At 43.6% G+C, this 18,966-nt stretch carries 13 protein-coding genes and 1 tRNA gene; 6 read left to right on the top strand and 8 right to left on the bottom strand.

Features of this window, described 5'->3' with window-relative positions; genetic code table 11:
* The 4 genes from AC6RV6_RS28815 to AC6RV6_RS28800 form a co-directional block, all read right to left on the bottom strand.
* Positions 1-2,521: hypothetical protein (locus tag AC6RV6_RS28815; RefSeq protein ID WP_500244320.1), on the bottom strand; the 2,521-nt coding region annotated here is incomplete at its 3' end.
* Positions 2,522-2,568: 47 nt separating this feature from the next.
* Entirely contained in the window at positions 2,569-3,138 is a 570-nt protein-coding gene (locus AC6RV6_RS28810) for a phage tail protein (RefSeq protein ID WP_500244319.1), read from the bottom strand.
* On the bottom strand, positions 3,135-3,416 hold the full coding sequence (locus tag AC6RV6_RS28805) for a hypothetical protein (RefSeq protein ID WP_500244318.1): 282 nt from the start codon (positions 3,414-3,416) through the stop codon (positions 3,135-3,137). The genes AC6RV6_RS28810 and AC6RV6_RS28805 overlap by 4 nt, the downstream gene beginning before the upstream one ends.
* A gap of 108 nt (positions 3,417-3,524) precedes the next feature.
* The gene (locus tag AC6RV6_RS28800) at positions 3,525-6,020 is read right to left on the bottom strand and encodes a substrate-binding domain-containing protein (protein ID WP_500244317.1); all 2,496 of its coding nucleotides are present in this window, start codon (positions 6,018-6,020) and stop codon (positions 3,525-3,527) included.
* 181 nt (positions 6,021-6,201) lie between these two features.
* Here AC6RV6_RS28800 and AC6RV6_RS28795 point away from each other — a divergent pair, with 181 nt between their 5' ends.
* A complete protein-coding gene (locus AC6RV6_RS28795) occupies positions 6,202-6,558 on the top strand; it encodes a bleomycin resistance protein (protein ID WP_500244316.1) in 357 nt (118 codons plus the stop codon).
* Positions 6,559-6,661: 103 nt separating this feature from the next.
* Here the strand turns inward: AC6RV6_RS28795 and AC6RV6_RS28790 are convergent.
* The 3 genes from AC6RV6_RS28790 to AC6RV6_RS28780 all read right to left on the bottom strand — a co-directional run bounded on the left by AC6RV6_RS28790 (position 6,662) and on the right by AC6RV6_RS28780 (position 10,007).
* Positions 6,662-6,742: transfer RNA gene (locus tag AC6RV6_RS28790), tRNA-Leu, on the bottom strand.
* Between the two features lie 51 nt (positions 6,743-6,793).
* Positions 6,794-8,716 carry an ATP-dependent zinc metalloprotease FtsH gene (gene ftsH / locus AC6RV6_RS28785; RefSeq protein ID WP_500244315.1) on the bottom strand — a complete coding sequence of 641 codons (1,923 nt, stop codon included), beginning with the start codon at positions 8,714-8,716 and terminating at the stop codon, positions 6,794-6,796.
* Between the two features lie 184 nt (positions 8,717-8,900).
* Positions 8,901-10,007, bottom strand: coding sequence for a nucleotidyltransferase domain-containing protein (locus AC6RV6_RS28780; protein ID WP_500244314.1), 1,107 nt, complete (start codon positions 10,005-10,007; stop codon positions 8,901-8,903).
* A 105-nt stretch (positions 10,008-10,112) separates the two neighbouring features.
* On the opposite strand from AC6RV6_RS28780, the gene AC6RV6_RS28775 reads away from it, so the two are divergent.
* The 3 genes from AC6RV6_RS28775 (at position 10,113) to AC6RV6_RS28765 (ending at position 15,878) form a co-directional block, all read left to right on the top strand.
* Positions 10,113-11,303: a hypothetical protein gene (locus AC6RV6_RS28775; protein ID WP_500244313.1), complete on the top strand. Its 1,191-nt coding sequence runs from the start codon at positions 10,113-10,115 to the stop codon at positions 11,301-11,303.
* Positions 11,304-11,497: 194 nt separating this feature from the next.
* On the top strand, positions 11,498-12,697 hold the full coding sequence (locus tag AC6RV6_RS28770; RefSeq protein WP_500244312.1) for a hypothetical protein: 1,200 nt from the start codon (positions 11,498-11,500) through the stop codon (positions 12,695-12,697).
* 100 nt (positions 12,698-12,797) lie between these two features.
* Complete coding sequence (locus AC6RV6_RS28765; RefSeq protein ID WP_500244311.1) at positions 12,798-15,878, top strand: NACHT domain-containing protein; 3,081 nt, start codon at positions 12,798-12,800, stop codon at positions 15,876-15,878.
* A gap of 285 nt (positions 15,879-16,163) precedes the next feature.
* On the opposite strand, the gene AC6RV6_RS28760 is transcribed toward AC6RV6_RS28765, so the two are convergent.
* The gene (locus AC6RV6_RS28760; RefSeq protein ID WP_500244310.1) at positions 16,164-17,345 is read right to left on the bottom strand and encodes an RtcB family protein; all 1,182 of its coding nucleotides are present in this window, start codon (positions 17,343-17,345) and stop codon (positions 16,164-16,166) included.
* A gap of 171 nt (positions 17,346-17,516) precedes the next feature.
* On the opposite strand from AC6RV6_RS28760, the gene moaA reads away from it, so the two are divergent.
* Together moaA and AC6RV6_RS28750 are read left to right on the top strand one after the other, a co-directional pair.
* Positions 17,517-18,506: a GTP 3',8-cyclase MoaA gene (gene moaA, locus AC6RV6_RS28755; RefSeq protein WP_500244309.1), complete on the top strand. Its 990-nt coding sequence runs from the start codon at positions 17,517-17,519 to the stop codon at positions 18,504-18,506.
* 65 nt (positions 18,507-18,571) lie between these two features.
* Complete coding sequence (locus AC6RV6_RS28750) at positions 18,572-18,937, top strand: arsenate reductase family protein (RefSeq protein ID WP_500244308.1); 366 nt, start codon at positions 18,572-18,574, stop codon at positions 18,935-18,937.
* The last annotated feature ends 29 nt before the right edge of the window (positions 18,938-18,966 follow it).

Below are 18,966 nucleotides of genomic sequence, written 5' to 3'. Positions count from 1 at the left end.
AGGTTACTGTTTCTGAAGTGGGAGAGGGAGATGGTTCTTGAAGAGATTCCTGGGTCGGTGTATCGGTTGGAATAGAAGAAACAGATTGTTCTCGATCGCGATTAGCTGTCAAATTTTGCGGTTTTGGGATGTTCGCATCATTACTTTTTCTAAAAATGCGTTGGGCTAAATTTTTTAACGAACCTAAAGCACCAGGAGATCGCTTACTTGAAGCCTCTCCGTTTTGGGTTTTGCTCGGTTGTTGCAGTTGATTTTCTGCGATCGAGAGGAAAGCTGGCTCTGATGATATTACATCCAAAGGATTAGACATCTCAGATTCTTGCCGATCGCTTAAATATCCCTCCGCTTGAGATAAATCATCTACAGGGGTTGAGTCGGATTGTTCTGGGACAATTTCGGACTCAGTTTGGGTAATCGCACCTTGAAGTTGCTCATTAATTGGATTTTTCTGATTTGCTTTCTCTGGAAATGAACTGGGTGGAGGTCGATCTCTCTGTTGTTCCTCCTTTCCCAATGTTTCAGAGGTATCAGATTTGGATTGAATGTACTTTTGTAAGGTTGAGGGTAAATTGGACGTTGAGGCAAACTCTCCAGCATTTCCCGTGTCCGATCGCATTTGAGGAGAATTAGAGCGATCGCTGTTAGCCACATCTCGGGTTGAGGGTGCAGGAAGAGTCGTTTCAGTTTGTTCAACTCTTTGTATGCTTGTCGGATCGGCTCCTCTAAAGTCTTGAGTATCTTGAGTGTTTTCTAGCTTTGTCGTCAAATTTGCTCGCGCTTGTTCCAGCCAAGATCGCCGAGGAGAGCTTTGTTTTGTTGACTGCGGCTGTTGTCTGGATTGAGAAGGAGAAGCCGTATTTTGCGCGGCGATATCCCTCTGAATGTTAGCTGGGGCTTGAGTTCCGGGATGTTGGTCAAAACGACTGGGTTTTGATTGCGGAGGACTTGAGGGAGGAGTAACAGGAGTTTGTCCCGGTGTCGCAGGAGGAGACTGAGGAGCAACAAATTTTTGTAAATGAGAGGGAATTTGCTGAGGGTTAGAATTAGCGATCGCCTCATTTCCTTGAGAAGGAGAAGCCGTATTTTGTGCGGCGATATCACGCTGAATGTTAGCTGGGGCTTGAGTTCCGGGATGTTGGTTAAAACGACTGGGTTTTGATTGCGGAGGACTTGAGGGAGGAGTAACAGGAGTTTGTCCCGGTGTCGCAGGAGGAGACTGAGGAGCAACAAATTTTTGTAAATGGGGGGGAATTTGTTGGGGAATTTGTTGTTGGAGTTGCTGATTGTATCTTTCTAAATTAGGAGAAATTTGTTGAGGGTTAGAATTAGCGATCGCCTCATTTCCTTGAGAAGGAGAAGCCGTATTTTGTGCGGCGATATCACGCTGAATGTTAGCTGGGGCTTGAGTTCCGGGATGTTGGTTAAAACGACTGGGTTTTGATTGCGGAGGACTTGAGGGAGGAGTAACAGGAGTTTGTCCCGGTGTCGCAGGAGGAGACTGAGGAGCAACAAATTTTTGTAAATGGGGGGGAATTTGTTGGGGAATTTGTTGTTGGAGTTGCTGATTGTATCTTTCTAAATTAGGAGAAATTTGTTGAGGGTTAGAATTAGCGATCGCCTCATTTCCTTGAGAAGGAGAAGTCGTATTTTGTGCGGCGATATCACGCTGAATGTTAGCTGGGGCTTGAGTTCCGGGATGTTGGTTAAAACGACTGGGTTTTGATTGCGGAGGACTTGAGGGAGGAGTAACAGGAGTTTGTCCCGGTGTCGCAGGAGGAGACTGAGGAGAATTAGGAGCAACAAATTTTTGTAAATGGGGGGGAATTTGTTGGGGATTTTGTTGTTGGAGTTGTTGATTGTATCTTTCTAAATTAGGAGAAATTTGCTGAGGGTTAGAATTAGCGATCGCCTCATTTCCTTGAGAAGGAGAAGTCGTATTTTGTGCGGCGATATCACGCTGAATGTTAGCTGGGGCTTGAGTTCCGGGATGTTGGTTAAAACGACTGGGTTTTGATTGCGGAGGACTTGAGGGAGGAGTAACAGGAGTTTGTCCCGGTGTCGCAGGAGGAGACTGAGGAGAATTAGGAGCAACAAATTTTTGTAAATGGGGGGGAATTTGTTGGGGATTTTGTTGTTGGAGTTGTTGATTGTATCTTTCTAAATTAGGAGAAATTTGCTGAGGGTTAGAATTAGCGATCGCCTCCGAACTATTAGGATACTGAACGGCGCTCGATTCACGATTGTCAGTAGCATTACTAACAGGAGAAAAGTCAGACCAATTATTTCCTTGCCATTGCGGTTGAATATTTCTTAGAGAACCTGCGGGCAAAGACTTAACAATAAACGGATGTTGCCGAAATTGTGTAAAAACATTGATATCTGGGAGAGACGAAGCCAGTTCCGGGCGATCGCGCAATGCTTGCAAGACAAAAGTAGATGTAGTCAATGTTGAGAGCGGTCTTGCTCCCAAAGGATAGAGAAATTTAGGCTGTAAATAGTTTTTTCCTAAAGATTTTTTCATAATAATAATCAACAACAAATAACCAACAACAAATAACCAATAATAAATTAATTACTTGCAAAAAAGCCAGTCGAATCTCGCCCGCTCGAATGAATTGTTGCCCCGCTACTGGAAGAACTCGAACTCAGCGTGTTATTAACATAAATTTTCAAACCCTCATAAGCGAGTTCTAATTCTTCGATCGCGACGCTCGTACCGTCTGCTTGCAAACTCGGTGCTTGCCACTTTACCGGGATCGCCCCGATCAGCGTCCAAGTTTGAATCGTTTCCCCTGCTTGATTAAAAAGTAAAATGTTAATATTGCGGCGATATTCGTTGATATTTTGTGTATCGCTTCCTGCCGATTCAAGAGTGCTAAATAAACTGCTCGCCCAACCCAAAAACACCAAATCATTAGACATTCCTCGCTTCAAAGAAACATTGGAAAACTTAACATCTTTCAACATCACTCTCTGTTGATTGTTAACTCCCCCTTCATAGAAAATATCATGTTCGAGAGTGGCTGATAAACCAGAAATCTCATTAAAACTCGCACTAATATAACTGCTTTCCTGCATTTCCACATAAAAGCGGTTGACAGTAATATAGTTGTAATCTCGAATCGTCGTATCGGTCATCGTAACAGTCCTCTTCTATAGTTCCAATAGCGCTCGCGTTGATTGGCCAAGTCTTCTATCATTAATTCATATACTCGATCGCCTAACTTTTGCATTAAGAGAGGATTTTCCATCACTTCAGTAGCAAATTCAGCAACGGAACTGGGCGGTTCATCAGTACACGAACAATTGCAAGATTCTTCGAGAAGATCGCTATCCGCTTCTGAAAATTTGGCAAAGCCAATGGTACCGCTAGCATCCCCATGCAGAACCAAAGGGATTGTAGATTTGACTTTCATTTTGCTTGCACTCTCCTGCAATCCAACAACTTCTTTCCATCATAAACAAACTCGCGGCTTGCGATCGCTAGCCAAAAGTCGAATAATTGGGTTTTGAGAGCGACAAAATTACTGTTGGGGATCTTCGAGAGGAACTAAACCTGCTTGCTCTAATAAGGTTTGTGCTTCGATGGTCTTGAGAACCTCAATAAAAGTCAGTCCGATGGGTTTGCGACGATTATCGCGTGGATAGACAATAGCCAAGGCATAAGACAAAGGATAGCGTTTCTCGCGAACAGCCTTGCGATTAAGAAAATAACTCCCTTTTTCGTTGCACAGATCGGTTTGAGGGCTGATGGGAGAGCCATTATTCATCATTAAAGGGGAAACGGGCGTGTTTTTACCCTTGCCGATCGCCAAAGGATAAACAGAACATTGACCAAAAACTTTGCTGAGACTACCAAAAGCAATGCCTCCTACTTGTCGGTCTTCAAAATCTTGAATGACAGCATTAAAGGTTTTAAACGTCGATAAACGGGTAATTTGCGTACTCACCGCACTACGTTCCACATTTAATTCTACGAGGTCTCGAAAGGCGGCGATCGCCTCATCATTTCGCAAAACTCGTTGCTCAAAAATTGTTACTGCTTCTTCATCATCGGGAATATAAAGTTTAACAGCCAAGTCGGGTCCGCCAAGTTCTTGCCAATTGGTGATTTCTCCGGTATAAAGGCGACGTAATTGCTTAAAAGTAATCTGTCCTCGTAATTTTTCCGGTAAACTATTTTGGCGTTCGGCATAGCTAAAAGAAACATAAACCGCGATCGCATCATAGGCAAAACGCTCGAACCATAAATCAATTCCTAAATTGCGAAACAAACTACTCACCGCAAAATCTGCTTCAAAGTTACGAATTTTAGCGATCGCTTTTGTGGCAGTAGGAGCAGGAGAATAAATCAAATTATACTCGGGTTCGGGAATTTGTACGGGAGTATTGGCAGACTCAGCATCGGTATTTGTAGAAGCAGTATTGGCATCGGTCGAAACTTCTGCTTCTGGAATTACGGCCTCTTCTTCTCCTTCTTGAGGAGGATTAATCCGCGTTAAAAATTCTTCCTCTAAAGAAATTCCTTTTGCAATTAAATTCTTTTGCAGCCAAACATAAGACCAAACTCCATGCCTTTCACCGCTAAAAACATATTTACCGGGATTTAATCCTGCCACTTGTTCGATACAACAAGTCGGAGGGGTTGCTGCACTGCGAATTCGCCGCGATCGGTTGAGCAGATACCAAATTAAAACAATGAGTAACGAAACTCCCAATAAACTACCTAAAAAGAGCCATAATTGTCCTCGACCTTTTCGTTTTTTCGGCTTGACCTCTTCCTCTCCTTCTGGTTTTTCAACTTGAGTCACTTCTTCGAGAGGTGGCAGTTTTAAGAGTTCTCGACGGGCTTCTGCCGCACTGGTAAAAATAAGGGGAGTCAAACCAATTAAAGATAAAATAAAGTGTTTTAATTGGGAATTAACAGGAGGCCAGTGGTCGTTAAAACTCGGATCGAGAGGACGATGGGTTTGGGGATCGGTGCTGCGTCCGGCAAGGAGATAAAAGGCGACTAAACCGAGATTGTATAAGTCTCGTTTGACGGAAATTTCTTCTTTCATTCTTGCTGGAGGAAGAAATAAATTTTCCCAGACTGCCAAATCAGTCAGATAAATATAAAAACCCTGAAAAGTCGGAACGAGGAGCAAACTTTCGAGGGAAATATTGCCATGAATTAAGCCTTCTCGCAAGATGCCATTGGGAAGGCGAAATTTTTGCCCGTGGAGAAATTCTAAACTTTGTAAAACTTGTGTCAGGGCAATGCGAACTTGTTTTTGAGAAAGCGCCCCAGTTTCGTCAATATAACTCGCCAAATCAGGATAACTTGCTAAGGTTCCTCGGGTAATGAGATAGCATCGTTCTTCTCCTGTGGGGGCGATCGCATCATCGGGAGAAATGATCCGCACGTCTTGATAGCGACCGTCGGCGAGATCGATACCGGTAAAGTTAATAAAGTTAGTTTGTCGAAACCGGGTTTCGTTGCGGCTGAAATAGCGTTTGGGGAGGAGATACTCTTTAATCACGACGGGTTCGCGATCGCTGAGGTCGATGGCGCGGTACAATCGCCCTCGATTGCGAGGTTTGAAGTAGCCTTCCACTTGATAGGTACCGCGCATCCCCAATACTTTTGCATCGGCAGGGAGTTGCAAAGGAAAGCTACAGCGAGAACAATGGGTCGCTTGGAGGTTATCATCCAGGGTTTTTTGCTGCCACTCGCAGATAAAAGGATTAGAACGCACGCACCGATAAGCGGTATAAAGGGATTTGAAGGGAGGAGGTTCGACTTCAATAGCGACAGTTTCTTCGGTTTCGATACCCCTGAGTTTATTGATGACTTCTTGCTTGACCTCGGGAAATTCGGCGATGGGAAGGGAGACATTTTCGAGGAGAGAAGGGACGATCCAGCGATAGCGTGCCGGTATGACTCCTGCGGCACGATCCATAAATACGCTAAAGAAGAGGTTAAAGCGATCGCCCAGACCGCTCACTTCCCGGCTTTTAATGTCGTTGATAATTCCCATGTGGCGCGTCCTAAAACAGGTTTTGAGTCTGACTTCCCAAATTTTATCGGTCTTCGGGAGGTCTGCCCATGTCCGATAGTCGAATTTATGCGGGCGATCGCGTCAACTTAATATTTCTTAGTTTGACAATATGGTTTATATGTACTAAATTTGTAGTTAGTGTAGGAGAGCCAGAAAACCCATGTTTGCAAATTGTACGCCCATTTTTCCGGTTGGTGATGTTGCTGCTACCCAAAAGTATTTTCAAGAAGTTTTGGGATTTAAGATTGATTGGATTTGGTACGATGATTTCGGTTCGGTGTCTCGCGATCGCGTTTGTTTGTTTTTTAGTCTGGAGACAACAATTACCTCGGGATTGGGTTCTTATTGGAGTGTAGATGATGTGGATGCCGTTTATCAAGAATATAAAAAAAGCGGCGCAAAGATATCGAGAGAGTTAGAAGATAAACCTTGGGGCGTGCGAGAATTTACCATTGAGGATATTAACGGTCATTGCCATCGTATCGGTAGTGACTTGCCTGAAACTGAGGAAAATTAATTGCTATTAGATGAGATAAAAAATAGAACTGGAAAATTTTCCAGTTCTATGAGGTTTTTTGAGGTTTGAAATTGTACTTTTCAGCTTTAACTTTTCAGTTTGATGCGGATGGCGAGACTCGAACTCGCACGGGCTAGCCACACGCCCCTCAAGCGTGCGTGTCTACCAATTCCACCACATCCGCGCTTTTGTTTGACAGTTATCGAGTATAACAGATTTCGCGCGGAAGTGGCAATTATTTTGCTAAAGAGAGTTCCCGTTGTTTTTTGGGCAACTTCACATAACCGGACACAATTTTGCGGAATTCATCTCCCTCAACGGTTTCTTGGTCGATCAAGAGATCGACGAGGCGATCCATAATTGGGCGATGCAAGCGCATAATTTCTCGAGCTTTTTCATATCCCTCCAATGCTAATACACGCACGGCGCGATCGATTTTCGCGGCGACTTCTTCGGAATACTCCGCTCGAGGTTGCCAACCTCCTCCCAAGAAAACCTCATTACTAGGGCCTTCTAGAGCGAGAGGACCCAAATCTGACATCCCGTAGCGCGTCACCATTTCCCGCGCAATATTAGCAACCGCACGAACATCGCTCAAGGCTCCGATCGTTACTTCTGCGTCCCCAAAGACCTCTTGTTCTGCCGCCCGGCCTCCAAGGTAAACGGTAATGAGATCGAGCAAGACGGCACGACTGGAATTGCCACTATCGAGGGCATCTTCGTCTAATAGAGGTTGAGCAAATCCGCCAATGCCACCCGATCGCGGAATAATCGTGACTTTATTCAAAGGAAAAGTATTTTCCAGCAGGGTCATTAATAGGGCGTGACCGACCTCGTGATAGGCAATAAGGCGCTTTTTCTTGCCATCGAGTAGAGGGTTGAGGGTCATGCCGATAGTGACGCGATCGATCGCATCGTCAATTTCGAGGGAGGTCACTTCTTCTTTGCGACGGCGGGCGGTTAAAATTGCGGCTTCGTTGAGTAAGTTGGCCAGATCTGCCCCCGATAATCCCGGTGTTTTGCGAGCAATCTGTTCAAAAGAGACTTCTGACGAGATTTTTTTGGTTTTGGCATGAACTTCCAAAATCCCCAAACGCCCCTTGTATCCGGGTAAATCGACGGTGACTTGGCGATCGAAGCGACCGGGACGCAATAAGGCGGAGTCCAAAACATCGGGGCGGTTGGTGGCAGCAATAACAATGATGCCTGTATTCCCTTCAAACCCATCCATTTCGGTGAGAAGTTGGTTGAGAGTCTGTTCTCGTTCGTCATTTCCTCCCCCGATCCCGGCTCCTCGTTGGCGACCGACTGCATCAATTTCATCGATGAAAATCAAACAAGGGGCATTTTCCTTGGCTTTGCGGAAAAGATCCCGCACTCGGGAAGCGCCCACCCCGACAAACATTTCTACGAATTCCGATCCCGATATGCTAAAGAAAGGAACCCCTGCTTCTCCGGCAACGGCTTTGGCGAGAAGGGTTTTTCCCGTACCGGGAGGACCGATCAGTAAGACTCCTTTGGGAATCCTGGCACCAATGGAGGTAAAGCGTTCGGTTTCTTTGAGGAAGCTGACCACTTCTTGTAATTCTTCTTTGGCTTCGTCAATTCCGGCCACATCAGCAAACATGATGTCTGTTTTGGCTTCCATTTGAAACCGCGCCCGAGATTTGCCGAAATTTAGCGCTTGACCGGAAGAAGCCGCCGATCGCCGCAAAATCATAATGACGATGACGAAAAGAATAAACAAAAGGGAGAGATTAGCAATGAGTCCCAAGGTTGCAGCAGAATCCCCAGAGGGCTGCACGTCAACCTCGATATCCTTTTCGCGTAACTTTTCGATCAATTCGGGGTTCTTGTCGAACAATTTAATTTTAACGAGGTCTTCTTCACCGCGAATCTCAACTTTGGCCATTCCTGTTGAGGGGTCGAGTTCGACATTGAGAACGTTTCCAGCTTCAACTTTTTCTAAAAGTTGGCTGTAGGAGAGGGGTTCTTTTTTCTCTTGGGCGATCGCGGGGAGTCCACTCAGGCAACTCTGAAGGAGAATCCATGTAGCGGCAATATTTAAGAGGGGACGGAGACGAGGTTTTCGACGGGTGTTTGCAGAATAACCGTCAGAATTAACTAAATGCTGGTTTTCCAAAGTATGCCCTTTCATGGAGAAATTCATCAAAGTTGCTTGTCGATTGTATTGCGATGCGTAACGCGATCGCGCAATTTCTAACTATTTTAGCTGAAAATCGAGAAGCCTGACGGAAGGGGAGGAATAGAGATCGGCGCGAGGACGAGTGCTACTGCGGCTAGCCGGGACTCAGATATTCAAGGCAATCTTTTTGCGATCGCTATTCATTGTTCATTGAAAAGCCCATTTTAGTGACGAGATCGATACAGAGTTGATTGACGGCTTCTTTATCCACGCGATCGCGCAAGGTCGATTCGCCATAAGCATCATCTAACCCTTTATAAAGGTCATTGGCAATTTTCATCACCTCATCATAATTGAATTCTCCGCGCTTAATGGCAAGTAATTCTTCTGCATCCCCTGCTTCTCGACGATCTACAATTAAATTGTGAGTTTTTAATACTTCAATTCCCGTTCTTAAAAGGCGAATCGCCTGCATGGCAAACTTGCAATCATAGCCGGTTTTTGCTTCCATTTCCGCTCGTTTGGGATTGCGATTTTGCTTCCATTGCTGATAGTTTTTATATTCTCGGCAAGCCGTGCGATAGCGCTGACTTTTGTGTAGGAGTTTGATAAAGTCAGAAGTGCTATTGGTTAATTTTTGCGTATAATCTAATACTTCTTCGGGTAAAGTATGCTGTTTTAAAATACCTTTGTAATCAATTTCAGCGACTAAGAGATGATAAAGTTTTTCGGCGGGTTCGAGAAATTCAATGCGATCGCGCACTAATTGATAAAGATATTCCAAAAATGTCGTAATTTCATTCATCGTTAACGGTGGTGTATCCGTCAAGCCAAATTCTTCAATGGTTGGTTTTGCCGTAGGAGGATTCAATAACCAACGACGATGAGTTTCTAGTTTTTTAATTTGCGCGTATCCATATCCCGAATAAGTATTTTTAACGCGCTTGGAAAGAAACATGGCTCGATGTTGCAGCAAAATTTCTCCCACTTCAGTTAAATGTACAAAATCTTTAAACCAAAGCAGTTCGAGAATATTAGGATTATTATCTACGGAGAGTTTTAAAAACTTTCGCAGTTCGTAAATACTGGTATCTTCGGACAAAAAAGGAAACTTCGCATTTTCGAGTTCTTCTCGCCAACCTTTATCCTTTTGTTCGATCGCGCTGAATCCCAAATAATAAGGTTGCGAAGCAATAAAAACTCCCCGATAATCATAATCGGAAAGGTCTGTTGCCAGTTTGTAGCCTCGCGATCCCGTTAAAGCAATAAGAATCGTGCGAGATTCAATTTCTAAGCGGTTCATCTTTACTTTTATGAAAATTATGTATTATGATTGTAGCATGAATTGGATAATGGGTAATCGAGACTTCTCTGCTCTTTACTCGTTACTTTTTAATTTCTCCCTCCCATGAACCAAAAAGTCGAAACACTTAAAGACAAACGAGGATTATTTAAAAACGTTCCTAAATTCGTGCGTACCCTAGTACGTCAACGATTGCGAGAATTGGAAAGCGATCGCGAGACCTTCGATCGCCTCCTCCTCGAAAATCGCGCCCGTCTCAAGCGCCTGTATGCTTTACTGCATATTAAGCCCGATCCTTATGCCCAAGCCGTTCTTTTTGAGAATAAGCCACCAGAAGGAACATCCTTACAGGCACTGCGCCAGATTGCCAAAGAGAAAAACCCCGAAGTTGCGGCAAATTTAGTGCGTCAATATCGCCTTCCTTTCCTCCTTGTTGAATCTGCTTTGGGATCGATGCCCCCCGAGGTGATTGTAGCCGCGATCGCATCCCTTTCGCCCGAGGAATTGTTGGCCAGATTGCCGTTAATGGGTCGACGGGGCTTACTTCAAGGGGAATTGCGAGAGGAACTTTTGCGACGGTTGCAAGCCATTGAAGAAGAAAAATTTCAGTCCCTTTCTTACCAACAAGCAGAAGCGATCGTCCGCAAGGCGAATTTGGATCGGGACTTATCTCGTGCCGTTTTTGCCCTCGCGCAAACGCAAAACCCTGAAAATCTAACTTTATCGGGAAATACCGCCCTCATCATTGATGTTTCTGCATCTATGCCACGAGAGGGAGACTGTGTAGAAATTGCCGCCCGAGTGGCTTTTCAACTGGATATTGCTCTGACTGAAGATAGCGAATTGGTGGTCATTGCTTGCGATCGCGATGCCCGTCCCCTTGACATTCAACGGGGTGCAGATGTGGGAGTTTGGCGCAATATGATGCGATTTCCTGTAAGAGAGAGTTCTTATATCAGTTCTTTGGGGGTTGGCGTAAATCGTCTCACTAATTCAGGAACGAAAATTCAACGTCTCGTTATTGTCAGCGATGGTTATGAAAATCATGCGCCGCGTTTAGCTGGTGCGATCGCCCGCTATCGTCAAGTTTTGTCCTGCTATCCAAGTATCAACTTAGTACAGCCTCCTGATAGTAGCCGTCAACTTGCCGTTGACCTCAAAAATGTTCAATTGGGTTACACGATCTTTAACGTCGATCGCCATTTTATCGGGCTGAATGCCCTAATTCCCAGTTTAGCGGGACAACAAAACAACGATATTATTAGCCAAATTTTGAACTATCCTCTTGCCTCTTAGTCTTCAATTCTAGGGGAACACTTCTCGGCATTTTAGCGCTTTTTTATCGGGTTCAAAATCATCCCAAAAATTTGAGACATAACTCACCCAATTTCACTTTTTTCTGTTATTATGGAGATATCCGTACCCGACCGTAGAAGTCTTACCTGCTCAGCTAATGAGCTTCTACAACTCGTGCGGATATTTTTTTTACAATGAATCGAGATAGCACCAATCAAGAGACAACAAATCAGAATATTACACCTCAAGTTTCTCGCGATCGCGTCGAACATCTTCTCGGGCAAATTTTGGGGACGCGAGTGCGAGATCTAGACACGCTTGAAATCAATCATCGGGAGTTATTAACAGCCAGTCCCGACGACTATAAACGCTTTCTTTCCTTTTTCGCCGATACCGAACCCACTAGCACTCATTTAAGCGTCGGTTTGGCATTATTGGCAACAGGAGCAGATTTAAAAAGTCGGCAATTTTCTCGCCAACTTTTGCACAAACTACCTCTAAAAACTCTCGCAGATACTGTCGATTATATTCATGGTTGGTATCGCGATCGCACCCATACATTACAAGCACGGCGACGTTTTGATGATGATATGGCACAAGCTTACAGTACAACGGCTCCTTTAGTTCGCGAAGCCTTACAACGAGAAGGAATGGCAAAAGAGTCGGGAGATTTTACGGGGGGTGAAATTGTCGTCACTTTGGGTGAATATGACAAAGTTCAACAAGTTCTTGATGCTTTGGGACTGACTTATCGTATCGTTCCTTGTCAAGTTGCTGTGACGCTTCCTTTGCGTGCCGATCAAGTTTTAATTATTAATTGTCCGGGGTCATTTTCAGCAAAAGGAATTGAAGTAATTCGCCGTTTTGTCATTAATGGCGGGACGTTGATTACCACGGATTGGGCATTAGAAACCACCTTGCAACGAGCATTTCCGGAAACCTGCCAATGGAATCAAGTCCAAACCAGAGATGATGTCGTTCCGGTTTCTTGGGTGAATCCCGATAGTGTTTATACGAGAGGTGTTGAAGTCCCCGGACAAGTTATTTCTTGGTGGTTGGAAGGATCGTCTTATCCTATCGAAATCAAGAGCGATCGCGTACAAATTCTCATGCGAAGTGAAGAAATGGGCAAGCGTTATCAAGAAGATCCGCTTGTGGTTGCGTTTAACTATGGAGAAGGGATGGTTTTTCACCTCACCAGTCATTATTATTTGCAGCGATCGCAGGGAAATAAGAATTCCAAAGCGAGTGAAGTTGTTTCTTCCTTGGGGATTGATTTAAGCGATCGGCGATCGTTAGATAAAATGAGCGGGGAACAGTTTGCGGCGGCTTATTCTTCGCTACGTTTGTTGGCTAATATTCTCTATGAACGTCGTCGCGCTTATGGGGTTTAAGCGAGAGAGAGAGCGATTCATCGTAGAGGTGCAATGCTTGCGCTCTGACCTTGTAATACTGGTTAACAATGGAGATTTACGATTAAAATTGTAGCGTTGAATGAGTTATGTTGCGATCGTGCTTCCCCCACAACAGAGGTTACAAGCATTTGTCATCTTTTGTCTGCTCATTGTTAGCCTATCTTTTTTGGGCGCATTTTTTATTACTCCGATTTGGGGGCTTTTACTCCCGCTTCCTTTACTCATTGTAGGGTGGTTCTTGCGACGGATGTTTATTCCAGGTATTACTGGACAAACGCGGGTTCAGCTTGCCAGTTTAGCGACCTTATACGCAACCTCTGTATTGTATTTTCTGCCCTCTAATCCCTTGACAGCGATCGCGATCGCTATTCTCAATCAATGGTTGCATCTCGAACTCGGGGATCCCCTTTGGTATTCTCTCATCGCGCAAAGTTTTGTTTGCTTAACGATTGTGAGTTTAAATATTGCGTGGCGATCGCAGGATATCAGCCCCGTTCCCCAAGGGGCAAAAAATATCTTACCCGACAGCGATCGCGCCGATTTTGACAAGAGTTTAGAGCGCTATTGTACAGCTTTGGTGGCGGAGTTGGATCGCTACGATCGCGATGTGAATTGGAGCGATCGCGATCTTACACCTCTCGAAGCGGAAGTAGAAACAGAACGAAATAGCCGGATGCGCCCGAGAATTGTTAAAGATTTGGTGGCGGCTATTCGACGCGATCGCTTTTCCGAGACGTTTGTGGTGTTGGGGGATCCGGGTTCGGGAAAAAGCGTCTCTCTGCGGCGTTTAGTGCGGGAGTTATGCCAGCAGGCGAAAACGACGGGAGTCGTTCCGGTTTATGTGAATTTGCGGGAATATCCTCCCCATCGGCAATTGACGACAGAGGGACTGGTTGAGTTTATCAAGGAGGAGGCGTATCGACAAACGGGACGAGACGGGCGATCGTTTTTGGATACTTGGTACGACCAATTTAGAAAGAACAGTCAGCTATTTTTTGTGATTGATTCTTTTGACGAGTTGCCCTCGGTGTTGGACTGCGACGATCGCAGCGATGCTCATAAAAACACCTCAAGAGCATTCAGTCGCTTTTTCACGCAGGAGATTCAGTCTTGTCGGGCGGTTCTCTCTTCTCGCCATTTTCGCGCCCCTGTGGGAGTAAAGGGAACTCGCTTAATGTTGCGTCCGTTTCGCGAGTCGCAAATTCGCCAAGCGATGAAAACTTGGCTATTAGGGCGCAGAATTGATACGGATGGCTACATTCGGCGCTTATTTCGGGAGAAACCGGAGTTAGTTCCCGCGTTACGCAATCCGTTTACGGCGGAGTTAATTTCAGAATACGCGCGATCGGCGGGGGAGGAGGAGTTACCAGAGAATTTATTTGCTGTTTTTAATCACTATATTGAGAACAGATTAGACGCGGATCGCCCCAAGTTAAGGGAGTTGAATTTGACTGGAGATGAGGTGAGGAAATGCGCGGCAATTATTGCGGAAAAAATGTATAGTAGCGGCACTTTTGGGCTGGAGGCGGATGTTAAATGGGTGGTTGAGGAGGCGTTAGGGGAAATGGGGCGCGATCGGGCGGAAAATGTTGTTGAGGCGTTACGTTATTCTCGCATTGTTCGGGTTGGTGGTCGGGTTAATCCTCGTTTTTCCTTCGTTCATCGGCGTTTTGCTGAGTTTTTTGTGGTTGAGGCAATTCGGAAAACAAAGAATAATTTTCTCAATATTGAAGCAATTCCAACGGATTCGCGCTGGCGGGATTGTTTGGTGATGTATTGCGGAATTGCCGAGCCTTCAATTCGTAAAGATATCGCTGAATATTGTTGGTCGGTTATTGACAATAATCGAGATAAATTTCTTGATGGAGATTTTAATAATGCTCGTGATGTCGTTCATTGTTTGCGGTTTTTAACAGATGCTTTTCGTTCTGATTTTTTTTCTCTTGAGAGTTTTCAGTTCAAGTTATCAGCTTTAGTTAATAAAGCTCTTCAATCAGGAGAGCCGCTCATAGCAAAAATAGGTGCTGAATCAATACCTCTGCTTGATACGCAAAGACAACAATCAACAACTATTTTAGCATTAAGATATAAAAATATTTGGGTTAGTGAAACTGCTATTGATTCTTTTCGTTATCTAAGCAGAATTCATCACAAAACAAGATCATCTATCCGCAGCTATCTCAGAACTATATCCACTCGCGAGTTTTTAGATCGGTTTCAAGAACTTAACTTCAGTATGAGCTTATCTGATATATTTCGAGGTATAAAACTTTCTCTGTGGCTAAATTTGCTCGATCAGATTTTTACTTTTTTTTGTTTTGCGACAACCAGTATAGTTTTAGTTAAGTTTTTAGTTGGTTTTTTAGAACTACTCATTGTTACAACTTTTTCTATTGCTTTATCATTTCTTTTGGTAAAAGGATTGGAAAATTCAGTTATGATCACGAGATCGTATTTACCATCTCGTGATTTCTTGGGACACTTTCTTAAATTCCAAGTCATATTATCTATATTTTGGGTTATGATACTTTTTCAGCGAAAAGAGAGTCAAGAATATTGGTATTTGATCGTTTTATTTTTTATACTGTACTCTTTGTTACTTTCTACTTGGAGTCTCTTTGTGGATTGGGATGAAATCTTTAAGAAGGCATTAACAGTAAAAGACTTCGTAGAGATTTTTTCCCTACTACTTCTAACAACATTAGTTATACCATTACATGAATTTTTGACGACTTTGACGGAAATCTTAGAAAAATTCCTAGGCAATCTCTTGAATAATTTATTTCCATGGCTTTCTTTGTGGATCGAAACTGTGGATTCAATTATTACCACCATTGGAAAACTTTTGTTTATATTTCTTTTATTTATATTGGTTCTCCTCATTTTTTATTTTTTTGTATATCAACTCCAGTATTATATTGAAGTAAAAAAGATGCAGCAATATCAATTACCAAATATAATTTCTAGTAAAAATATCTATAGAATTTGTATGTCATTTAATAATGTTAAGGTTCGTCAAATGTATTTAGAGCGATTAAGATTAAATCGAATTCCTTTAGAAGGAGAAATAACAAAACCACCACCCGAACTAACAAAAGATAACTTAGTTGAGGATCAATTAGCTCGTTTGCGGGAACAATGGTATGGATTAGCAAGTTAATATCGAGATCCGCCGGGGATTGAAAATCCCCGTCTCATACGAAAAATCCATTAAAATGGATTAGGAAAATCCACAAGACAGAATTTATTATAAAATTCAACGCAATTCAATTAAAATTGAAAAAAACACCCTACTTTTGCGATGCAGCTTAGTCCATTTCAATGGACTTCTTATATGAGACAGGGATTTTTAATCCCTGACGGATCGACGACGGATCGACTGACTGAAGACAGATCGACAATGAGCAAAATAACCTCATTGCCGATCGCTTTTCTTAACTTCCATTCAACCCTTAACGCAAACCACTTGCTTAAGCGTCGCCACAACTTCCACCAAATCCAATTGCTGATTCATCACCTCATCAATCGACTTGTAAGCCCCCGGAATTTCATCCAAAACACCTTTATCTTTGCGGCATTCTACCCCTTGCGTTTGCTCGATCAGGTCATCGAGAGTAAACTGATATTTAGCCTTTGTCCGGGACATTTTTCGCCCTGCACCGTGACTACAACTGCAATAACTCTCTAAATTTCCTTTACCTTTAACGATAAAAGATTTCGCCCCCATCGACCCCGGAATTATTCCGTAATCTTCCTGTTGCGCCCGCACTGCACCTTTGCGCGTCACGTAAACTTCCTCGCCAAAATGCACTTCTTTTTCCGCATAATTGTGATGACAATTGACCGAAACTAAAGGCTTTGTCGGTTTACCTCCTGCTAAATGCTTCTCAACAATTTTCTTAAATCGTGCCATCATAATATCCCGATTGTAACGAGCGTAATCTTGCGCCCATTGTAAATCGTGCCAATACGCTCTAAACTCCTCCGTCCCGGATACAAAATAAGCCAAATCTTGATCCGGAAGCGTCTGCTCTGAGAGTTTTAATAACTCCTTCGCCGTGCTAATATGACACTGAGCCAACTTATTACCGATATTTCTCGACCCAGAATGGAGCATCAACCAAACATTATTTTCTGTATCGAGACATAACTCGATAAAATGATTTCCTCCTCCGAGAGAACCCAACTGTTTTATCGCGCGATCGCTAATATCTTGTACGCCAGAATGGAGATGTTTAAATTCCTTCCATCTCTGCCAATTAATCGCATCTTTTTCAATTTTTTTATTCGCACCGCGTCCCACAGGAATCTCTGCTTCGATATCTCGGCGAATTTTCTTTAGTTTTCCTTCCACTAAATCCCCAGAAAAAGGCAGTTTCACCGCAGCCATACCGCAGCCGATATCGACTCCAACAGCAGCAGGAATGACAGCATCTTTAGTCGCCAAAACAGACCCGACTAATGCACCTTTGCCTAGATGAACATCCGGCATCAAAGCGACGTGCTTAAATACAAAAGGGAGAGAAGCAACATTTTTTGCCATTTGCGTCTCTTTCGGAGCAAGATCGTGATTTGCCCAAGAAAGAACGGGTTTGGGAACGGATAAATTAAGCTGTTCGTAAGACATCTTTTCAATTATTAATGAGCAATGGGGAATTACGAGTATATTTTGCACTACAAACATAATACAATCTTTTTGAGGATATGTCTAGGGGAGTAAGAAGATGAGAGCGATCGCATTGACAACAAAAAAGTTGCTAAACTCAATAGGCGAGAGCAAAATAGCCCCTAAACCCGCATGAACCCCATTGACTACCTTCGCATCAGTCTCATCGATCGCTGTAACTTTCGCTGTCAATACTGTATGCCAGAAGGATCGGAACTCGAATACCTCTTGCGTCAAGACTGGTTGACTCGTGCAGAAATTCTCGTTTTGCTGCGAGAGGTGTTTATTCCTCTTGGGTTTACCAAGTTTCGCCTCACGGGAGGAGAACCCCTCTTGCGTCCGGAAATCGTCGATTTGGTGGGAGATATCGCCACACTCCCAGAAACTAAAGATATCGCCATTACGACCAATGCTTTCTATTTAAAGAAAATGGCACAGGATTTGTACGATGCCGGATTGCGGCGCATCAATATTAGCCTAGACTCCCTCGATCGCGAAACTTTCGACAAAATCATCGGCAATCGAGGGAAAAGTCGCTGGCAGCAGACGTGGGAGGGAATACAGGAAGCATATCGCGTCGGGTTTGACCCCTTAAAATTGAACATTGTTGTCATACCGGGATTGAACGATCGCGAAGTTCCCGATCTCGCAGCCTTAACCCGCGATCGCCATTGGCACGTGAGATTTATTGAATTTATGCCTATTGGAAATGCTAATTTGTTTGGCGATCGCGCTTGGATTCCCTCGGAAGAATTGCGACAAAATATTCGGAAAAAATGGGGCTTAGAAAGTGCCGAAATTAGAGGCAATGGACCCGCCGATGTGTTTAAAATACCCGGGGCAAAAGGTACATTAGGATTTATTTCTCAGATGTCTGAATGTTTCTGCGATCGCTGTAATCGCGTGCGCCTTTCTGCCGATGGTTGGTTGCGCCCTTGTTTGCTTAATGAAACCGGACAAATTGATTTAAAAACAGGTTTGAGAACAGGAATATCAACCCAACAATTAAAAGAACAAGTTAGACATTTACTCTCTTTAAAATCAGAGATCAATTTTAAAGAGCGAGATTCCGGTACAGAACAAGGAAATTATACGAGAACCATGTCCCAAATTGGGGGATAATTGAATCTATAGGGATGTAGCAGGCTACATCCCTATAGATATAATCTATCTAAGGAAGAGCGATCGTGTCCCTAGAAATTTACGGAATCCCTAATTGTGGCACTTGTAAAAAGGCTTTGAAATGGCTGGATAGTCAAGGCTTAGCTTATGAATTTATCAATACCAAAGAAAATCCGCCCACTCGAGAAATGATTCAAGAATGGGTTAATTCTTTGAGTGCTAAAGCCATGCGAAATACATCGGGACGTTCTTATCGAGAGTTGGGAGACCAAAGAAATACATGGACAGATGAACAATGGATCGAGGCATTTGCTCAAGATGCTATGCTCATTAAGCGACCGATAATCGTTAAAGATGGCAAGGCAGTTTTAGTAGGTTTTCGTGCAAAAGAGGAGGAAGTAATAGCGGGTCTACCGAAGTTGTTGTGCTAAAAAGAGATAAATAGTACAGTAAAAATGAA

This window comes from Spirulina sp. LEGE 11439, from assembly GCF_059821285.1.
The sequence above is the reverse complement of the archived record's forward strand: the minus strand, read 5'-3'. Positions and strand labels throughout refer to the sequence as shown.